General features: G+C 71.3%; 16 protein-coding genes. 5 read left to right on the forward strand and 11 right to left on the reverse strand.

From position 1 onward, the window contains the following. Positions 1-50 precede the first annotated feature (50 nt). From ACFV57_RS05220 to ACFV57_RS05230, 3 genes are read right to left on the reverse strand one after another with little or no spacing between them, the layout of a single operon-like run. Positions 51-740, reverse strand: a complete 690-nt coding sequence (locus ACFV57_RS05220) for an HAD family hydrolase (RefSeq protein WP_385225865.1) — start codon at positions 738-740, stop codon at positions 51-53. Continuing rightward, a complete protein-coding gene (locus tag ACFV57_RS05225) occupies positions 737-1,759 on the reverse strand; it encodes an SDR family NAD(P)-dependent oxidoreductase (protein ID WP_385225867.1) in 1,023 nt (340 codons plus the stop codon). Before ACFV57_RS05225 ends, ACFV57_RS05220 begins: the two co-directional genes overlap by 4 nt. A 55-nt stretch (positions 1,760-1,814) precedes the next feature. After that, positions 1,815-3,005, reverse strand: a complete 1,191-nt coding sequence (locus tag ACFV57_RS05230) for a zinc-dependent alcohol dehydrogenase (protein ID WP_385225869.1) — start codon at positions 3,003-3,005, stop codon at positions 1,815-1,817. Positions 3,006-3,299: 294 nt separating this feature from the next. On the opposite strand from ACFV57_RS05230, the gene ACFV57_RS05235 reads away from it, so the two are divergent. Further along, positions 3,300-4,256 (forward strand): LLM class F420-dependent oxidoreductase, encoded by a 957-nt coding sequence (locus ACFV57_RS05235; protein ID WP_385225871.1) that lies wholly within the window; start codon positions 3,300-3,302, stop codon positions 4,254-4,256. A 49-nt stretch (positions 4,257-4,305) separates the two neighbouring features. Here the strand turns inward: ACFV57_RS05235 and ACFV57_RS05240 are convergent, their stop codons facing one another. Beyond that, positions 4,306-4,713 carry an ANTAR domain-containing response regulator gene (locus tag ACFV57_RS05240; protein ID WP_385225873.1) on the reverse strand — a complete coding sequence of 136 codons (408 nt, stop codon included), beginning with the start codon at positions 4,711-4,713 and terminating at the stop codon, positions 4,306-4,308. Beyond that, complete coding sequence (locus ACFV57_RS05245; protein WP_385225875.1) at positions 4,710-5,111, reverse strand: STAS domain-containing protein; 402 nt, start codon at positions 5,109-5,111, stop codon at positions 4,710-4,712. The genes ACFV57_RS05240 and ACFV57_RS05245 overlap by 4 nt, the downstream gene beginning before the upstream one ends. 55 nt (positions 5,112-5,166) lie before the next feature. On the opposite strand from ACFV57_RS05245, the gene ACFV57_RS05250 reads away from it, so the two are divergent. Beyond that, positions 5,167-5,763: a TetR/AcrR family transcriptional regulator gene (locus tag ACFV57_RS05250; protein ID WP_385225877.1), complete on the forward strand. Its 597-nt coding sequence runs from the start codon at positions 5,167-5,169 to the stop codon at positions 5,761-5,763. Between the two features lie 596 nt (positions 5,764-6,359). Here the strand turns inward: ACFV57_RS05250 and ACFV57_RS05255 are convergent. Next, a complete protein-coding gene (locus ACFV57_RS05255; protein WP_385225879.1) occupies positions 6,360-7,247 on the reverse strand; it encodes an alpha/beta fold hydrolase in 888 nt (295 codons plus the stop codon). A gap of 344 nt (positions 7,248-7,591) precedes the next feature. Continuing rightward, a complete protein-coding gene (locus tag ACFV57_RS05260; RefSeq protein WP_385225881.1) occupies positions 7,592-9,070 on the reverse strand; it encodes an MFS transporter in 1,479 nt (492 codons plus the stop codon). Positions 9,071-9,643: 573 nt separating this feature from the next. On the opposite strand from ACFV57_RS05260, the gene ACFV57_RS05265 reads away from it, so the two are divergent. Together ACFV57_RS05265 and ACFV57_RS05270 are read left to right on the forward strand one after the other, a co-directional pair. Next, positions 9,644-9,844, forward strand: coding sequence for a hypothetical protein (locus tag ACFV57_RS05265; RefSeq protein ID WP_385225883.1), 201 nt, complete (start codon positions 9,644-9,646; stop codon positions 9,842-9,844). Continuing rightward, the gene (locus ACFV57_RS05270) at positions 9,808-10,230 is read left to right on the forward strand and encodes a zinc-binding dehydrogenase (protein ID WP_385225885.1); all 423 of its coding nucleotides are present in this window, start codon (positions 9,808-9,810) and stop codon (positions 10,228-10,230) included. Before ACFV57_RS05265 ends, ACFV57_RS05270 begins: the two co-directional genes overlap by 37 nt. 35 nt (positions 10,231-10,265) lie before the next feature. Here ACFV57_RS05270 and ACFV57_RS05275 read toward each other — a convergent pair whose 3' ends face one another. The 4 genes from ACFV57_RS05275 to ACFV57_RS05290 form a co-directional block, all read right to left on the reverse strand. After that, the gene (locus ACFV57_RS05275) at positions 10,266-12,476 is read right to left on the reverse strand and encodes a tetratricopeptide repeat protein (RefSeq protein ID WP_385225887.1); all 2,211 of its coding nucleotides are present in this window, start codon (positions 12,474-12,476) and stop codon (positions 10,266-10,268) included. A gap of 154 nt (positions 12,477-12,630) precedes the next feature. Further along, entirely contained in the window at positions 12,631-14,544 is a 1,914-nt protein-coding gene (locus ACFV57_RS05280) for a phenylacetate--CoA ligase family protein (protein ID WP_385225889.1), read from the reverse strand. Beyond that, the gene (locus ACFV57_RS05285; protein ID WP_385225891.1) at positions 14,541-14,954 is read right to left on the reverse strand and encodes a hypothetical protein; all 414 of its coding nucleotides are present in this window, start codon (positions 14,952-14,954) and stop codon (positions 14,541-14,543) included. The genes ACFV57_RS05280 and ACFV57_RS05285 overlap by 4 nt, the downstream gene beginning before the upstream one ends. A gap of 26 nt (positions 14,955-14,980) precedes the next feature. Then, on the reverse strand, positions 14,981-17,377 hold the full coding sequence (locus ACFV57_RS05290; RefSeq protein WP_385225893.1) for a TIR domain-containing protein: 2,397 nt from the start codon (positions 17,375-17,377) through the stop codon (positions 14,981-14,983). Positions 17,378-17,726: 349 nt separating this feature from the next. On the opposite strand from ACFV57_RS05290, the gene rsgA reads away from it, so the two are divergent. Beyond that, a complete protein-coding gene (rsgA, locus tag ACFV57_RS05295; protein WP_385225895.1) occupies positions 17,727-18,857 on the forward strand; it encodes a ribosome small subunit-dependent GTPase A in 1,131 nt (376 codons plus the stop codon). The last annotated feature ends 27 nt before the right edge of the window (positions 18,858-18,884 follow it).

Here is an 18,884-nt window from a genome sequence, read left to right on the forward strand (position 1 = left end):
AATGCACCGCCGGGCGGACGGTTCCCGGACGGGCATACGGTTACCGGCCGTCATCCGGCGCGCCGGCCCGGTTCCGCGAGCAGGCTGCTGTCCAGGCGTTCCGCCAGGTCGGCCGGCCCGCCGTACACCTCGTACGCGCCCGCCTCCCGCAGGTCGCGCTCCGGAAAGCCGCCGCTGAGCACCGCCAGGCACGGCACGCCGGCGCGCCGGCTCGCCCGTACGTCCCAGACGGTGTCGCCGACGAACACCGCCGCCTCGGCGCGGACGCCGCTGTGCTCCAGGGCGCTTTCGACCAGGTCCGGCGCGGGTTTGCTCGCCGACACGTCGTCCGAACCGGTGACCGCGGTGAGGACGTCCTCCGCGTCCAGCGCGCGGCGCATGGCGTCCAGTTCCGGGCCGTGCGCCGAACTGGCCAGCACCACCGTCCAGCCGCGCTTCGCGCACTCCCGCAGCAGTTCGGCCGCACCGTCGAGCGGGGCCAGCCGCTCCCAGTACTGCGCGAAGAGCGTGCCGTGCGCCGCCCGGACAGTCGCGTCCCCGTCGCGGTCCCGGTCCCGTCCCTCGCCGAGCAGGTGGTCGATCAGGTGGTCGGACCCCATGCCGATGGCGCGATGGATGTCCGCCATGGGCACCCGGTGGCCGGACTGCCGGAACGCCTCCCACCAGGTGACCGCGTGCAGGTAGGTACTGTCGATCAGCGTTCCGTCGACGTCGAAGAGCGCGGCTCCGCGTGGGCTCACCCGTGTTTCCTTCCGCGAAGGCCGGACAGCGCTGCCCGGCCGCGTTGGTTGAAGCGCCCGGCGGCCCGGTCGTTGAGGGCGCCGAGCGCCTTGCGCAGCCATGAGACGGGAGCGGCGGACGTCCCGCCGCCGCGCACCGCGACGCCCTCGGTGACGCCCGGCTCGCCGACGGCGTCCCGCGGCAGGACCCGCGCCAGCGCCGACGACAGCCGGGTGGTGGTCACCGGGGCCACGCCGTGCGCCTTGGCGGCCACCCGGGCGGCCGGTGTCAGGACCACGCGGGGGCGGCGGCGCTGCACCCCGGACACGATGCGCTCGGCGGCGCGTTCGGCGTTCATCGACAGGACGGGGGCGCCCGCCAGCGCCGAGAACCAGGCGAACTCGCGCGCCGCGTCCCCGCCGAACTGCGCGTGCAGATGCGAACCCGTCCGCATCAGCCCCGGATGCACCGCCGTCACCGACACGCCGTACGCGCTCTCCTCCGCGTGCAGCCCCTCGGCCAGCGCGGCGACGGCCGACTTGGCGCAGGAGTACGGCAGCAGATGCGGCACGGCCAGCAGCCCGCCGACCGAACCGATCAGCGCCAGCCGCCCGCCGGCCGGGCTGCGCCGCAGGTGGGGGAGGGCCGCCAGGGACGTGTTCAGCGCACCGTCGAAGATCGATGCCATGGCGTCGTGGAACGCCTCGTGCCCCATCGAGGCGGACGGGCCCACCTGGATGACCCCCGCGTTGCCGATGACGATGTCCAGTCCGCCTTCCCGCGCCGCGATGTCCTCGACGGCGGCCTCGACCGCCGCCCGGTCGCGTACGTCGCACACCGCCGTACCGACCGGCGGCCCGCCGGGGCGGCGCAGCGACCGGGCGGCCTCGGCGAGTTCCCCGTCGTCGCGCGCCATGATCGTCACGCGGCAGCCACGCGCCCCGAGCTGACGTGCCATCAGCAGTCCCAGTCCCCGCGACCCGCCCGTCACCAGGGCGCTCAGCCCGGCGATCGGCGGCGCGGCGGTGAATTGCGGCATGACCGGTCCCTTCCCCTCGCTTCGTGCCTGCTCCGGCGTGCCCGGTGCCGTCCCGTCACGGGGTGAACAGCACCTTGATCGCGCCGTCGGTCTTCTTCTGGAACATCTCGTATGCCTCGGGTGCCTTGTCCAGCGGCAGCCGGTGCGTCGCGAAGTCGTCCACGCCCAGCGGGTCGTCGTCCGTGAGCAGCGCAATGATGTCGTCCGCCCAGCGCCGTACGTTGGCCTGCCCCATCCGGAACGTGAGCTGCTTGTCGAACATCACCAGCATCGGCATCGGATCGGTCATCCCGCCGTACACGCCGCTGATGGAGACCGTGCCGCCGCGGCGCGCCAGCGAGATGGCCAGGTGCAGGGCGCTCAGCCGGTCCACACCCGCCTTGCTCATCAGCTTCTCCGCCCACCGCGACGGCATCAGCCCGGCGGCCTGCTGCGCCAGGCGCTCGGCCGGGCTGCCGTGCGCCTCGGTGCCCACCGCGTCGATGACGGCGTCCGGGCCGCGGCCGTCGGTCACGTCCTTGACGGCGTCGAGCAGCCCGTCCTCACCGTCGAAGGCGTCCAGGTCGAAGACGGTCGCCCCGTCGCGGCGGGCCCGTGCCAGCCGTTCGGGCACATGGTCGATGCCGATCACCTGCCCGGCGCCCAGATGCCGGGCGATCCGGCAGGCCATGGCGCCGATCGGGCCGAGCCCGAGGACGGCGACGCTGCTGCCCTCGGTGACGTCGGCGTACCGCACGGCCTGCCAGGCGGTGGGCAGGACGTCCGACAGGTAGACGAAGCGGTCGTCGGCCGGGCCGTGCGGCACCTTGATCGGGCCGTACTGGGCCTGTGGCACGCGCAGGAACTCGGCCTGCGCGCCGGGCACCTGGCCGTAGAGCTTGGTGTACCCGAACAGCGCGGCGCCGCTGCCGTGCTCGCGGACCTGCGTCGTCTCGCACTGTGTCTGGAGGCCGTCGCGGCACATCCGGCAGGTGCCGCAGGCGATCTGGAACGGGATCACCACCCGGTCGCCGGGACTGAGGTCCGTCACCTGTGACCCGGTCTCCTCGACGATGCCCATCGGCTCGTGCCCCAGGATGTCGCCGGGCGTCATGTAGGGCGTGAGCACCTCGTACAGATGCAGGTCGGAGCCGCACAGACCGCTGGACGTGATCCTGATGACGGCGTCCGTCGGCTGCTCGATCCGCGGGTCCGGGACGTTTTCCACACGGACGTCACGCTTGCCGTGCCAGACGTTCGCTCGCATTGCGGATCTCCTGGTTCTGGCGCCGTACGCCGGACGGACGGGGCCGGTCGAGGACGGCGACCGCCAGCAGCACAAAGGCCGCTTTTCAGTCTAAAGCGGTGTTCTTCGCCGTGGCAGCTCCAGTACCCGCATCGCCCGGTCCGAATCGTTTCCGTACAGCGGTCACACGGGTCCCGGCAGCCGCGGCTCGGGTTTTCCCCGCCGGGAATCCGGATACCCGCCGCAGTACCCAAGGGGGCGACCCACCAGCCACCCACCCCGGCCCGCGGGCCGTCGAGACCGCACGGAGCCCCGATGACCGAGTACGGATACTTCCTCTCCTGCGAGGAGCACAGCCCGTCGGAACTGGTCGAACAGGCCCGCATGGCGGAACAGGCCGGCTTCACCAGCCTGTGGATCTCCGACCACTTCCACCCGTGGAACGCCGAACAGGGCCAGAGCCCGTTCGTGTGGTCGGTGATCGGCGCGCTCTCACAGGTCACCTCGCTGCCCGTGGAGACCGCGGTGACCTGCCCCATCATGCGGCTGAACCCCGTCGTGACGGCGCAGGCGGCGGCCACCAGCGGCGTACTCCTCGACGGCCGCTTCCGGCTCGGCGTCGGCAGCGGCGAGGCGCTGAACGAGCACGTGCTCGGCGGCCACTGGCCGCAGGCCTCGGTACGCCTGGAGATGCTGGAGGAGGCCGTCCAGGTGATGCGGCAGCTCTTCGAGGGCGGCGAGGTCAGCCACCACGGCAAGCACTACACCGTGGAGAACGCCCGGCTCTACACCGTGCCCGCCGAACCGGTGCCCATCGACGTCTCCGCGTTCGGCCCCAGCGCCACCGAACTCGCCGCCCGCGTCGGCGACGGCTTCGTGACCATGACACCCGACGCGGACGCCGTCGAACGCTTCCGGCGGGGCGGCGGTGGCAACAAGCCCGTACAGGGCGGGGTGAAGGTCTGCTGGGGCCCCGACCGCGACGAGGCCGTGCGCACCGCGCACCGCCTGTGGGCCAACGAGCAGCTCCCCGGCGAGCTGCCGCAGATCCTCCCCACGCCCCGCCACTTCGAGCAGGCCTCGCAACTGGTCACCCCCGAACGCGTCGCGGAGGCGGTCACCTGCGGCGACGACGTCGACGCGCATGTGTCCGCGCTGGGCGCCTACGGCGAGGCGGGCTTCGACACCGTCCACGTCAGCCAGATCGGCCCGGAGCAGCGGGGATTCTTCGACTTCTACCGTACGAAGGTGCTGCCGCAGCTGGTCGGGTGAACCGCGGCCGGGGGAGGAGTGCGACCCTCCCGGGGCCCGCCGCCGCCCGTCACCCGGCCCGCCGCCGCCCGGCGGCCCGGTGATGCCGCGCCACCGCTGCCCGCAGCTGCGTCCGCACCGGCCCCGGCCCGGTGGTCCCGGTGGCGCCCGCCACCACCTCACCGGCGACCTCGCGGACCTTGATGTTCGAGTGCTGCGAGGTCTGCCGCAGGATCTCCCAGGCCTGTTCGGCGGTGCACGCCTCGGTGGCCATGAGGACGCCGCGGGCCTGGTCTATCAAGGCCCGGCTGTCGAGCGCCCGCCGCAACTGCGCGTTCTCCGCCCGCAACCGCTCGACTGCCGACTCGACGTGGCCCGCTGCCGCGGCGTCAGGGCCGCCACCCGCCTCCGCCGGTTTCGTACGGGACCCACGTGAGCCCGCGCTGAGCCGCAGGGCCGCCAGGGAGCCCCGCCTCACTGCGGCTCCTGGACCGTCGGCGCCCCGGCCGGCGCCGCGCGGCCGAGAAACCTGACCGTCGGCGGCGCGTCGGGCCACTTGCGGTCCAGTTCCATCACACGCTGCGGCTGCCTGCGGAGGTTGAGGGCACGCACCGGAATCCGCTGCCGCAGCCCGTAGGCCTCCAGGCGCCGCAGGAAGTGCAGTCCGGCCGAGTCCATGAACGTGACTCCGGTCATTTCGAGCACCACGCTCCCCAAGCCGGACGGTAACGCGTCGAGCGCCTCGTCGAGCACCGGCACGGTGCCGTAATCGATCTCGCCCCGCACGGTCAGGACGGCACAGGAGCCGAACAGTCCGGTACGGACCCCGAGGGCGTCCGGACCGGCCAGGGAAGACCGGTCTGTCTGTAGGGACATGGCCCCATCGTGGCAGGAGTCAATCCGCTCTGTCCACGCCTACACTGGGGCCACCATGACAACGCAGTGCGCGCCGGCAGCGTCGCACGCCGGGGCCCGGCCCGGCGCGCGCGAGCGGGTGCTGAGCGCCGCCTACGACCTGTTCTCGCGCCGCGGCATCCGCGACGTGGGCGTCAACGAGGTCATCCACCGCTCCCAGGTGGCCAAGGCCACCTTCTACCGGCACTTCCCCTCCAAGGACGACCTGGTCCTCGCCTTCCTCGACCGCCGCGAACAGCAGTGGACCCACGGCCTGATCGAGGCCGGCGCCCGGCAGCGCGGCAGCACCCCCGAGGAACGCCTGCTGGCCGTCTTCGACATCTTCGACGAGTGGTTCCACCAGGCGGACTTCGACGCCTGCACCTTCATCAACGTCCTGCTGGAAATGGGCTGGCAGCACCCCCTGGGCCGGGCCAGCATCCGCTACCTGGACAACATCCGCGCCCTCGTCCGCACCCTGGCCGAGGAAGCCGCCCTCCGCGACTGCGACGCCTTCGCCCGCTCCTGGCACATCCTCATGAAGGGCTCCATCATCTCCGCGGCCGAGGGCGACCACGACGCCGCCCGCCACGCGCGGGGGATGGCCCGTAGTCTGATCGAGCGGCATCGCTGAGCCCCGGCAGTGGCACGGGCGGCGGGACGCGCAGGAGACGGCCGTGGTCCTGCTGCACGGCGCTCCGGGGCTGCCGGACTGTCTGGGCGCGGTCGCCCATGGTCGCGGATCTGGCGCCTGTGTACCGGTACGACCAGCGTGGCACGGGCCGATCCCCGCCGCGGTGCTCCTGATGTGCGGGCCGTTCGTCGGCGAACGGAAGGACACGCAGATCCGCTCGATGAGCACGTGGCCGAGCTGCGCACGTGCCTGCCCACGCGAGCTGAGCTCCTCGGCGGGTGCGACGATCCCCGCCTGTGTCGGCACGTACTTGAATCACTCACGCTACGGCTTGCACTGCCGCTGACGCGGATCGAGGACGCTGGGCATGAGCCCTGGTTGGAGGGGCCCGATGCCGTGCGTGCGTGCCTTCGGCGATTCGTGCAAAGCGCAGTAGGTACATGAGGACTTGACGCTCGGCGGCGCGGATTCCGCCAACGGCGCCGGGACCGTCGGACGAGGCCCCGCGCCGCGGGGCCTCGTCGGCGGCCTACCCCACTTGAGGCGGCGGGGACGGGAAACGGAGCGTCAGTCCGCGCGCCCGGTCCCGCCCCTGCTCAGAGCCAGCGCTTCACGAACTCGATCGCCGCGGAGTCCACCTCCGCGGGGTTCGAAGCGCTCAAAAAGTGCTGCCCGCCCTCGATGACCTCCAGGCGCGCCTCAGGGGAGCGGGTGAACATCCCTATCTCCTCCCGGGCGTGCGTCACGGAATACACCTGGTCCGCGGTGCCGTGCAACCACAGGACGGGGCAGCCCACCTCGTCCAGCCTGCCGTGGAGCCCGTCGCGGTCCCGCAGGTTCACCGTGCTCAGGCGCAACCGGCGGCGCCCGGCGTCGCCGGCGTAGTTCGCCCGGTAGGCGGCGAGCCAGAACGCGCGTTCCTCGGCTGAGACGCCGCCCAGGGCCGTGTCGAACACGGCGTCCACCACCTCGTCCGGCACGACCCAGTCCTCGCCGACCGGGTCGGCGAGGGCGTCGATGAGCGGTGTGTTGAACGCGATCCCGTCCCAGCACCCCAGGTCGCGGCTGCGCGGGCTTTCGAAGTCCATCGACGTGCCGAGCGTGATGAGGCCCTTCACGGTGTCCGGGGCGAGCAGCGCCATGCGGACCGCCACCCAGCCGCCCTGCGAGGTGCCCAGCACGAAAGCCTCGCGGATTCCGAGGGCTTCGAGGGCTTGCAGGTTCGCGACCGCGCTGTCCCAGTAGGTGAAGTGCTGGTACGTGGCCCGCGTACGGCCGTGCCCGTAGGGCTCCAGGGCGAGCAGATTGACCGCCGACCCGAGCTCCGGGTCGGCGAACTGCGGCCGGTACAGCTCTGCAGAGGTGGTGTACGAGTTGATCAGGACCAGCGTCGGGAGCGCGGGATCGTACGGCTTGCCGAAGGTGTACCCGACGGTCGACCCGCCGAGGTGCGGGATCTCGACGGTCTGCTCGGTCTTGCTCATGGACTACTCCTCCATCTGTACACGCAGCTGTACGCGGGAGACCTCCGGGGATCGATGTCGCAGCGGCGGCCCGGAGCCCGGAGACGCCCGACGCCGCTGGGTACACCCCACGGCCCTGGTCACTCCTGCCCGAACACGACCCCAGCCCGGCACATTCCTGAACGGCGTTTTCGACGAGCAGTAGTTCGGCCCGGCCGCCCTGCTGCTCCCGTACCCGTAGGTGGCCGCACGGCCGGGGTGTCGGACGTGGACGTGAGGCTTCATCCCTGGCGGCCGCATGAGGTGTACGGGGAGAGGACGAGGCGGCGGCACCGGGCCGGGTGCCGCCGCCTCGGGGAACTGATCTACCCGGTCTGGCTCTTCGTGCGCTTGGGCAGGCAGAACATCAGGGTCCACATCAGGGCGAGGAGGCTGCCGACCCACCACAGCACGCTGATGAACGCGTCGCGGTTGAGTCCGGCGTCGGGCGAGCCGCCGGTGGTGGCGGAGAACACCAGGGCGGTCAGCGCCGTACCGAGGGCGATGCCCAGGTGAATCGCGGTGTTGAACAGGCCCGAGGCGGCTCCGGCGTCCTCGTGCGGGATCCGGGCCAGCGACAGGTCGGCGAGCGGGCCGCCGACCATGCCGAGGCCGAAGCCGATCAGTACCACCGGAGCGGTCATCGCCAGCAGGGTCAGGTCCCCCTGGCCTGCGTCGACCTGGAGCCCGTAGGCGGCCGTCGAGGCGAGCGTGATGAGGGCTCCGGTCTGGGGAAGGCGGCGGGCGAAGCGCCCGGCGCTCTTCGCCGCGATGGTCGCGCCGGCCAGCTCTCCCAGGGAGAGCAGGACGAAGGCCAGGGCCGCGTGGAAGGGGCTCATGCCCAGGCCGCGCTGGAGGTAGAGGGTCCAGGTCATGAAGAACAGCCCGCACAGCAGGCCGTGCATCAGCTGCGCGGCCATGCCGCCGGAGAACTGCCGGCCCCGGAACAGGGGCAGGGGCACGAGCGGGGCGTTGTCCTGCTTGCGCCGCTGGTGACGCAGGAAGACGCCCAGCGCAAGAAGGCCTGCGGCGAGCAGGGCGAAGCACCACAGCGGCCAGTGATGCAGGTGCCCCTCGGAAAGGGGGAAGACGATCAGGACGATGGCCAGTGCGGACAACGCCATGCCGGTCAGGTCGGGCCGGTCGGCCTTCTTCACGGTCGACTCGGGGATGAACTTGCGTCCCAGGAGGAGCACGGCGAGGCCGACGGGCACGTTGACCAGGAAGATCGGCCGCCAGGACAGCCCGGACAGGTCCGCCTCGGTGAGCAGGCCGCCCAGCACCGGGCCCAGGACATTGGCGAGCGACATGACGGCCCCGTACAGACCGAACACTTTGCTGCGGTTCTGCCCCTCGAAGGTGACATGGAGGGTGGCCAGGATCTGCGGGATCATCAGCGCGGCTGCCGCGCCCTGGAGCCCGCGGGCGCCGATGAGCACGCCGGGCCCGGCGGCGAGGCCGCACAGCAGCGAGGCCGTGGTGAAGACGACGGTGCCGATGAGGAGGATCCTGCGTCGGCCGTAGAGGTCGCCGAGGCGTCCGCCGGTGATCAGCCCGACGGCGATGGGCAGGGAATAGCCGGTGGTCAGCCACTGCACCGTGTCCGGTCCGGCGCCGGTCGACTCCTGGATCGCGGGCAGGGCGGTCAGGACGACCGACTGGTCGATCATGTCCATCAGCTCGGCGCCCAGCAGCACCAGGAGGGCGATCCAGGCAGCCGGGCCCATCTTCGGCAGTCCAGGTGTGGGGTGGGTCGGGGGCTGGGTGGTGTGCTGCGGCTCGTTGCCGAGCGCGGAGGAAGACACGACGGGAAACTCCTGATCCAAAGGAATCGGGGAGCCCTGCCGGCAGCCGCACCGGGGCCGGAAACACGGAACCCGGGGCAGACGGCAGAGCTGCACCCGGGAAGGAAAACTGCGGGGAAGGGTGACGCAACTCAGGCCAGCGCGACGTCCGCCCCGGACACGTGCGACGACTCAGCACGTGGGGAACGCGGACGACTACATGGCCTGGTTAATAGGACGTCACCTCAAGATCGGACCAGCTGGAACAGGGAATTCGGTTGCTGTCACCGATACCTCGGCACAGGAATTCGTCCACGATACGACACCCCAGGCCCCCGGCGCACACCGGATAGCAGATCGGCCCCTGTCGGTCCGGCCGGCGGACGGTCAGCCTCCGCTGTCAGAAACGGTACTTTGCCCGGACCAGATCAAAGAGGGCCGCACGGATATCACGGAGCGCCGTTCCGGTTCGCAGAACCCGTTCTCACTCAAAGACGGGTTCGGGTACTTCTGAGAATCGTCTGTGACAGCGGTGTGCTCGAAGTCGTCGGTGCTTGTTTCCGAACTGGGAGTGTCAGAGGTCAGGTGTGATTCTTGACAGACTCGGCGGGCAGGGTGCCGGCGCGGGCGTCGTATTCCACCGCGATAGAGGTCGTCGAAACCGACGAACCGACGGCCGATGCCGAGTCGGTCGTCATCGACGTGCACGTCGCCGGCGTGACGTACCCGGAGGTTGCGCCGGCGCCGACGAGGTCGTCGTGGCAGACGCCTTCGAGGACGCGGTGCGGGAGCTGACCGGCGATCGGGGCGTGGACATCGTCGTGGATCCGGTCGGAGCCGACCGGGTCTCCGGCTCAGTGCGCATCCTCGCGCGTGAGGGCCGCCTTCTGGTCATCGGCTCGGTCGGCGGTGACGTCGCCCAGGTCAAGGTCGACAGTCTTATGCGCAACAACCTCGATGTCTCGGGAGTCGGCTGGGGCGCGTTCTGGAGCGAGGAGCCTTCCTACCTGCAGGAGCAGTGGGCCGCGCTACTGCCTCTCCTGCGGGCCGGTCATCTTCAGCCCGTGATGGGGCGGCGCTTCCCGCTTGAGCAGGCATCGCAGGCTCTGCTCGAACTCGATCAGCGCCGCGCGCAAGGAAAGGTGCTGCTGGACGTCCGGGCTCACCGATCCCACGAATGACCGGCGTGGGCCCGCGCCAGAACGGTAGGACAGGCTCAGACCTCCGGCACCACTGTCGCGATCAGTGCGCGGATCTCCGCTGCCTCGGGCGAGCCGAGGTCCGTGTAATGGCGTAGGGCACTCTTCCAGTGGTGGAGGGCGAGGTGCGGGGCGCGCGACCGGGTGACCGAGCCCAGGCCGCGGCGGGCGCGGGCTTCCTCGTACTTGCTGCCGCAGGAGCGGCTCGCACGGAGAGCACGCAGCAGGTGCAGTCTCGCTGTGGCGAAGTCCCCGGCCTTGGCGAAGGCCTCACCCAGACCGTTGAGCGTCATCGCCGAGTCGAGGTGGAGCCCCAGCCTGCTGAAGACCGCACTCGCCTCCCGTAGGTGGTCCACGGCCTCGATGAAGCGGTCGAGTTCCGTTTCCGCCAGTGCCATGCCCCGCAGGGTGATGGCGCGGTTGCGTTCCGCGCCCAGTTGCTCGTACAGCCGCAGCGCACGCTGGTGGTCGGCCAGGGCCCCCGAGTAGTCCTCGGTGTAGTGCAGCACCCATGCATGGTTCTCCGTCGCATTGGCGATGCCATGGGTGTCGCCCGCGATCTCGAAATGGTGGGCGGCGGCCGAGTAGTGTCCGGATGCGGCGGCCAGGTCACGTTGTTCCAGGAGGGCCAGCCCCAGGCTGTTGTGCAGGATGCCCTGCTCACGGTGGGCACCGGCAGCCTCTGCCGCGTCAAGGGCCGACCGGTGGGTGCTCTCCCACGGCGTCCACGCCTTGGCGAGGAAGAAGTAGCCGCGCAGTACGTCGGCGAGCAGCCAACTGCGCGCCGGCTCGTCGGACACCGCCGCGGCCCGGCAGACGGCTGTGACGTTGTCCACCTCGACGGCCAGCCAGGACTGGGCGGCGGCGGGGGTGCTGAAGTCCGGCGCGACCCCCTGGGGGGAGGCCAGCTCGTCCAGCAAGCGGTGACGGTGCGGTGATACCAGCCGGTCGGCACGGTCCGCCGTGGCCAGGTAGTGGTCGATCAGTCGGCTCACGGCCGCCTCCCGCTCCGGCGCGGGCAGGTCCGCGCCTGCCCGCTCCCGGGCGTAGTCGTGGAGCAGGCCGTGCATCCGGTAGCGCCCCCGGCCCTCCTCCTGCAGCAGGTGCGCGCCACACAGGCCTTCCAGCAAGCGGCGGAGCCGGGGGAGGGGGAGGCCGGTGAGGGCGGCGGCCGCGTGGAGCCCCAGCCGCGGCGTGGGGTGCAGGCCGCACCGCGCGAACACGTCTCGCTGCTCCGCTTCCAGGTCTCGGTAGGAAACCGAGAACACCGAGGTCATACGGCGCTCCCCGTCGTCGAGTTCGTGCAGTCCGGTCTGTTCGTCCGCCAGCCATTCGGCGAAGTCGGCAAAAGCGGCCGTCCGCTTCCCGAGGAGCCGAGCCGCCGCGATGCGGAGCGCCAACGGCATGCCACCACACCGCTCGGCGATCCGCGACACGTGCTGTCCCAGTTCGTCTGTTGCCGATGCGTCCGGCGTGCCGAGGGCTTCGGCCCGCCCCGACACGCCGAGCAACAGCCGGACGGCGGCTTCGTGCGGCAGTTCGCCGAGGGCGGTGCGCCGGACATCGTCCAGCCGGGGGAGCAGCCGTCTGCTCGATACCAGTGCCATGCTCCTGCTCCGGGGCGGCAGCATGGGGCGGACCTGCTCGCTGTCGTGCGCGTTGTCCAGAACGACGAGCAGCGGTTGCTCGGTCAGGCGCTGGCGGTAGGCGGCGGCCCGGTCCTCAAGGTGTGCCGGCATCGCCTCTGCCGGTAGACCGAGTTGATGCAGGAGATGCCCCAGCGCTTCCCCGGGAGACAGCGGAGGCACATGGGCGGTGTGCCCCTGCAGATCGACGAAGAGCACCCCGCCGGGAAAGAGCCGTTTGCGCAGCGCGGTGTGTGCGGCTTGGAGCAGAAGCTCGCTCTTGCCCACACCGCCGGGTCCCGTCACCAGGTGGACGGGCGAACCGGTCGGTTCGCCCGTGCGTTCCAGGGCGGCGAGGAGTGAGGCCAACTGCACTTCATGACCGACGTAGAACGATGACGGGGCGGGCAGCCCGCAGGCCGGCCGGTCCACGGTTCGGTCCGGGGTGTTCACCGTGACGCGATCCGCCTGGATCACCGTGCCGTGGAAGATTCCACCCGAGATGGTGTTCCGTACACCGGATGCAGGCTCCCGGGGCGCCGCGGAATCCCCCGGCTCCTGTAGCGACGGCCGACGGACGCCGTCGTCCGCGTTCGTGTTCACTCCGGCTCTTCCTTCCGCCATGCCGACCGTTCTCGACCGGTTGCCGCACAGGGCAGTGAGGACAGTGTCGCGCGGCGAGTCCCGTACGGCCCGGCTCCGGGGGCGATGCCCCGTGCCCTCCGGCTCGTGCGGTACCCGCGGACGGGCGTACGCATCACAGGAACCCTCCCGTCCAGCGCACGGCGGCAAGTGCGGTGCGCAGAAACCCGTCGGCTTCCGGCGACCCGGGCACGGGCGGCGGCCGGTGCTCCCGTCCGACGTCGAAGGCGTGCCGGATGCCGCGTTCGTCGGGTGCGCCGAGTTGCGGGGCCAGCCGCAGAACCTGGCGGGCCGCAGTAACCCGGCCGCCTTCACACAACAGCCGGTAGCGCAGCGCGTCGAGACAGAAACGGGAGGCGAGCCAGGCATCGCGCACCGGATCGGTGCGGCCCCGGTCGGCCGACGTAAGTCGCGTCCACAGCACGTTCTCGGCGTTCTGCGCCCAGAATCTGCCCTCGCTCGCCAGGTCACCGACGGCAGGCCAAGCCACTCCCGCCGCCTCCAGTGTTCCCACCACCGGGTGGCGCTCCGCAAGGAGCCGGCCGGCGACCAGCGGGGCTTTCGCCAGCCCGGCCGCCTGGCTCACGTTCACCCGCAGTGTGGCTATGTGCCGGTTCATGGCCGCGGCCAGCGTGAACCACTGTTCCTGGCAGGGGTCACCGTCGATGACGATCGTCATATCGATGTCGCTGAACCGGCTGAGGGTGGATGGGTCGAGCGCGGAGCCGGTCAGGACAGCAGCCAGAACACCCGGCCGGCCACGGAGCTCTTCCCGCGCCCAGGCCGCGATGTCCTGTGGCGGCAGAATGGCGGGAGGGACCGGGGCGGGAGCTGCGGCTGAGCCGGCCGCGGGCGAACCGGTCACCTGGACCGTGCGGACCGTCAGGCCGGGCCCGATCGCGGACCGCAGTGCCGCGCCGATTGCGGTCCGCTGGACGTCCGTGGCGGGGTGCTCGTCACGGTGTTCGACCACGAGCTCGTCGCCGTCGCGGGTGATTCCGCAAACCGCGAGGTCGAGTTGCCGGCAGAGTTTCGCCAGATCGATGCTTCGCACACCTCGGTTGCCCGGCCCCCTCACCAGAGCGTGCTGGGTGCGGGAACCCAGCAGCCTCAGCCGCGGGCCGGACTGCCCGCAGCCACACGGGTCGTCGACGAGGACGCCCCGGTCACCGATGACGTAGCGCAGAAGCGGCATGGCGCGGTTCATCAGCGGGGTCACCGCAATGTCGCCGGACTCCCCGGCCGGAAGCGGGGACCCGTCGTCGCCCACGACTTCCAGGAAGACTCCCGTCTCCTCCAGGTGGTAACTCCGGGTCTCCCCGCATTCGTAGGCAACGATGCCCGCCTCGGCGAGGGTGTACAGCGCCGTCACCGGGCAGCCGAACGTATCCTTGACGCGTTCACGCAGATGCTCGGTGAACTGCTCGCCGGACAGCACGATCAGCCGTGGCCTCACTTCGGCCTTCGGTCCGAGGCGGGCGCACAAGGCCGCGGCGACGCTCGGCATCACCGTGACGACCGTGCCTTGCAACTCTTGGGCCACCCGTCGGAACTCCGTGTCGGTCAGCTGCCATGCGCGGCTCAGATTCCACTTGACCAGTCGTGTTCCGGAGGGTTTCGGGCCGGCGGACGACCGGGAGGCCGACGCCAGGTGCAGGGTCAAGTGAGCTACCGACAGGCCGGTGCTCTGCTGTGCGCAGCGTGCGACGTGCCGCATCAGGGCGCCGAGTTCCGCCTGCTGCGCCGCCTGATCGACCACGACCTCCAACGGCGCGCCGGTCGTCCCCGTGGTGTGTACCTTTCGCCACTGGCGCGCGTCTCCGTCGGCAGACCACAGGCGCGGCCGCTCCCGCCGGACGTCCGTGCGGTGCAGCAGCGGCAGTCGGCGCAGCGTGCTGACTGCGTTCTCGGCGGTCAGCGGGCCCGGCGGCACAACCGTCTGGTAGTACGGGACGTGGTGGCGGGCATAGCCGAGGAGACCGGCGAGCGCGACATCCTGCGCGCTGTTACCCGGAGCGGCGCCGCTCATCCCGGCAGCCAATCGGCGCCTTCGTCGTCGACATCAGCCAGAAATCCTGACAACTCCTCGATATCGTGCCCGCCGGCCGCCCAGAACCTGGCGAGCGCGTCGGGACCGTTGTCCCCGTCCGGTTCGACGTCCGCGGGCGCATGGAGCGCATGGGCTCGGTAGTCCACCATTTTGACGAGCTTGAGCAGGTCCGCCGCGTTCCCGCCCTCGGCCGCCCAGCGGCTGCGCAGTTCCGCGAAGGAGTCCGCAGTGTCCAGTGGCGGACCGTCCGATCGCGCGGCATGGACGAGCAGCCGCAGATGGCCTTGGAGCAGTGCTCCGGTCCCCTTGCTCATCCGCTCGGGGGTGGCACGCACGAACGCCTTGCTCAGATAGCGTGGTATGCCGACGCCGCGGACGGCCGATCTCATGGCCCGCGACGGTGACCTCCGCCCGATCACCGCGGCTTGCCTTCCGGATCGGAAGGGCCGGCCGTGGGCCGGGGGGCCGACGGCAGGTTCTCAAGACGCCACAGCATACGCTCCACGGCCTTGCGTACGGCGGGGTCCCGGGCGGGCGTCGCGGCGGCCTGCCTGACCTGCTCCAGCGCCCGGGACACCAGCCCCAGACGCTCGTACGCGAGGGCGAGTCCGTGCAAGGCACGCGGCAGATCGATGCTCAGGCGCAGGGCGCGCATGTCACCCACCACTGTCTCCAGTCGCCGTGCGGCCGTCTCGGGAGAGCCGAGGCGCAACTCGCACATCGCCAGGTTCGCCTGTGTGTCGAGCCGGTGCCGGTCGTCGGCCCCGTCGCCGCCCGCGTCCAGGGCCGTGCGGTAGGCCTCGGCGGCATCCTCGTACCTCCCGCGCCGCAGATGCACATTGCCTTCCAGCTTGTGCGCGATGAGCAGGCCGGTGGCGTCGCCGGTACGGGTCCGCAGGCTGACGCAGAGGTTCAGCTCGTGCAGTGTCGACCGGTCGTCCTCCTGAAGGTAGGAGAGGAAGGCTCGCTGCCCCGCGAGGTCGGCACGCAGTGCGGAGGAACCCGCGACACCGGCGACCGACTCGCACTCGCGCGCCAACTGCCAGGCGGACCTGATGTCACCCAGCTGAGCGATCTTGCGTGACAGCCGGACCCGCAGGTGAACCCGGTCCGCGCCCTCGTCCAAATGGTCGGCCGCCTCGATGAGGGCCTTGGTGAGCAGGACGTACTCCTTCCAGAATCCGCGCGCGTTGAGCCGGTCGAGCAACGTGTCGGGGACGACCTTGCGCAGCGCCCGCCACTCGCCGACGCTCACCGAGGCGAGGGCCAGTGGCGCAAGCACCTGTGCGAGCGAATCCAGAGCGCCGGTCTCTGCTCCGGCCACCGGCCCGGCCAGGCGGGCGAGGATGTCGTCCAACGCGTCCCTGCGGGCCGTCGGCGCCACGTCGTCCAGCGCCTGGACGACGAGTTGCGGTACCTCGACACCGCCGGCGACCTGCATCACGAGACAGCGGGGAACCAGGTCGGGGAGGGAGGCGGTGAACCAGGGCGGCAGCGCCAGTCCGGCCGTCAGGAGGTGCGCGAGCGGTACGCCGTCGAGCACGGCGGAGTGGGCGAGAGCCTGGCGGTGCACGGCCGGCAGCCGGGCGACGATGGCGGCCACGAGTTTCCGGGCCGAGAGCACGTCGGAGGGCAGGTCGGGGGCGACAAGCAGCGCCGCGGGGACATAGGCGGCGTGCGCCAGGAGGGTGCGCAGGGCGAGGGGGTGCGAGAGTACGTCGGCCGGGAGCCTGCTCGCGAGTTCCTCGGCGTCGACCGGCAGGTCCATACTCTGTGCCAGGTGTGCGAGGAAATCGGTGCCCTCTGCACGAGACATCGGTGGCACCAATACGTATCGGACGCCGGCGCTGTCCGCGAGGTGCTCCGGTGCGGTGGCCAGGACGAGGCAGTCCCGGAGGCCGCTGAACAGCCGCAGGACGGCGCATCCTGAGCGATCCGTACCGAGACCGTCCAACAGCACCAGCAAGGGCTCGTCGGCGACTCGGTCCAGGAGCACGGCGAGTGCGTCCGGCCAGTCACGCCGGTACAGATCCGCGGTGGGCAGACCCCGGTCGAACGTCTGCTGCAGCCAGTTGTTGACCGCATCCACGAGGTAGCGCGGTTCGACGGCTGCCGTTCCCCCGGCGGGCAGGGCGAGGACGGCCCGGTCACCGCGTAAGGCGTCCGCTGCGTCACACAGCACATGGGTCTTGCCGACCCCCGGCAGTCCGCACAGCACCACCGCGTCACCGTCCGCCCTGACCGCGGCGCAAGCCGCCTCCACGATGGAGCGCCGCTGCCAGCCACTGGCCTCGGCGTGGAAGACCGACCGGAAGCCGGTTTCCGCCCGTCGATCCGGCAGGGCCGGTGATACGGGCCTCGGTGGGCCGGGCGCCTCGCCGCGGATTCCGGCACAGAGACGGTCGAACGAACGTGGCTGATCCAGCCCGCCACGGAAGTCGCAGTAGGTGTAGCGATCCAGGAAGGCCAGGTGTTCAAGGGCGGTGTCCGGCGCATCCGGGAGCAGAACGGGGATCACGCGCATGGTGCGGCCGCTGACCCGCCGGTCGACCGCAAGCCGGACTTCCTCGTTCTGCCATGGGCCCAGTCCGCGTGAGCCGCACATGGCGAGACAGCACGGACTGCCGGCCAGTGCCTCGTTCTGACGTTCCTGCCAGGGCTCTCCCGCCACCAGGCACCAGTCGTCGAGGAAGACGTGGAACCCCGCGGCGTGCAGCATCTCGGCGATGCGGTGCACCACGGCCAGGTCCCTGGCGTTGTAGCTGATGAACGCGTCGTACGTAGGCGTACGGTCGCGGGCTTCGCTCGCCAACCTGCCCCCTCAGAGCGTGCGTTGCGCCGGTCCGCGCGAGTGGCCGCGGACAGGGTCATGATTATGCCCGCCGACTGCGGGAGACTCGGGCGGAGCCTCCCCCAGGAAAATGGTTGGCGGCCCCGGGCAGGGGTGGTCTAGGGTCGCTCACGTTCCGGACGGCAGCCTCGGCTGCCGTCACCAGCTGTGGAAGAACCAGGAGGTGTGACCGATGGCTGTCATTGCGGTGGGCGCTGCCCGCATCCAGAAGACCATCAGTTCCGCTTCCGTGGTCTCCGGCTGATCCTTTCTCACTTTCCGTCGCGCGTCGGGCGCGTGGGGCCGGGGCCACCCTTGTGAAGGGTTTCCCTTGCAATCGTCTTCCGCTTTCTCCTCCGCCGCGCCGCGCTCTCTCGCCTCCTACGGGTGGGACGACGGCTTCGCGGAGAGTTTCACCGCTTATGCCGGGCAGGGGTACGTGCCCGGCCGTGTCGTCCGCGTGGACCGCGGGCGCCTGGACGCCGTGGTGGCCGACGGGGACGGTGTCCGGACCGTGCTGGCGGACACCGCGCTGGTGGCGACCGGTGATCCGATGCGGGTGCCGTGCACCGGCGACTGGGCCGTGATCGACCTCGGCGAGGTCGGCGCGGGCCGGGACGGGGCGGTGCGGGCGCTGCTGCCGCGGCGTACCGCTTTCGTGCGGTCCACTTCCTCCAAGCGGTCCGAGGGCCAGGTGCTGGCGGCGAACGTGGACCACGCCGTGGTCGCGGTCTCGCTCGCCGTCGGGCCGGACCTCGGGCGCATCGAGCGCTTCGTCTCCCTGGCCTGGGAGAGCGGGGCGCAACCGCTGGTCGCGCTGACCAAGGCCGACCTGGTCGGTGACCCGGACGGACTGGCGCACCTGGTCGCGGACGTGGCGGCGGCCGCGCCCGGGGTGCAGGTGCTGGCGGTCAGTTCGGCCGCCGGTGAAGGGCTGGACGTGCTCGCCGCGGCGCTGACCGGCGGCACGTCCGTGCTGCTCGGACAGTCCGGCGCGGGCAAGTCGACGCTCGCCAACGCGCTGCTGGGCGAGGACGTGCAGGACGTACGTGCCGCCCGCGACCGCGACGGCAAGGGCCGCCACACCACGACCAGCCGGGACCTGCTGGTCCTGCCCGGCGGCGGCGTGCTCATCGACACCCCGGGGCTGCGGGGCGTCGGCATGTGGGACGCCGACGCCGGGCTCGCGCGGGCCTTCTCGGACGTCGAGGAACTGGCCGCGAGCTGCCGTTTCCATGACTGCGCGCACCGGACGGAGCCGGGGTGCGCGGTGCTGTCGGCCGTCGACTGCGGCGACCTCCCGGAGCGGCGGCTGGAGAGCTACCGCAAGCTGCTGCGGGAGAACGAGCGCATCGTCGCCAAGACGGACGCCCGGCTGCGCGCGGAGATCCGCCGGGACTGGAAGCAGAAGCAGGCGCTGGGCCGGCACATGGGGGAGAGGAAGCGGGGGGCTCGGGGGTGAGGGGAGGGGGCTGGGGGGTGAGGGGCC

It is taken from the genome of Streptomyces sp. NPDC059788 (assembly GCF_042732265.1).
Classification (GTDB): domain Bacteria; phylum Actinomycetota; class Actinomycetes; order Streptomycetales; family Streptomycetaceae; genus Streptomyces.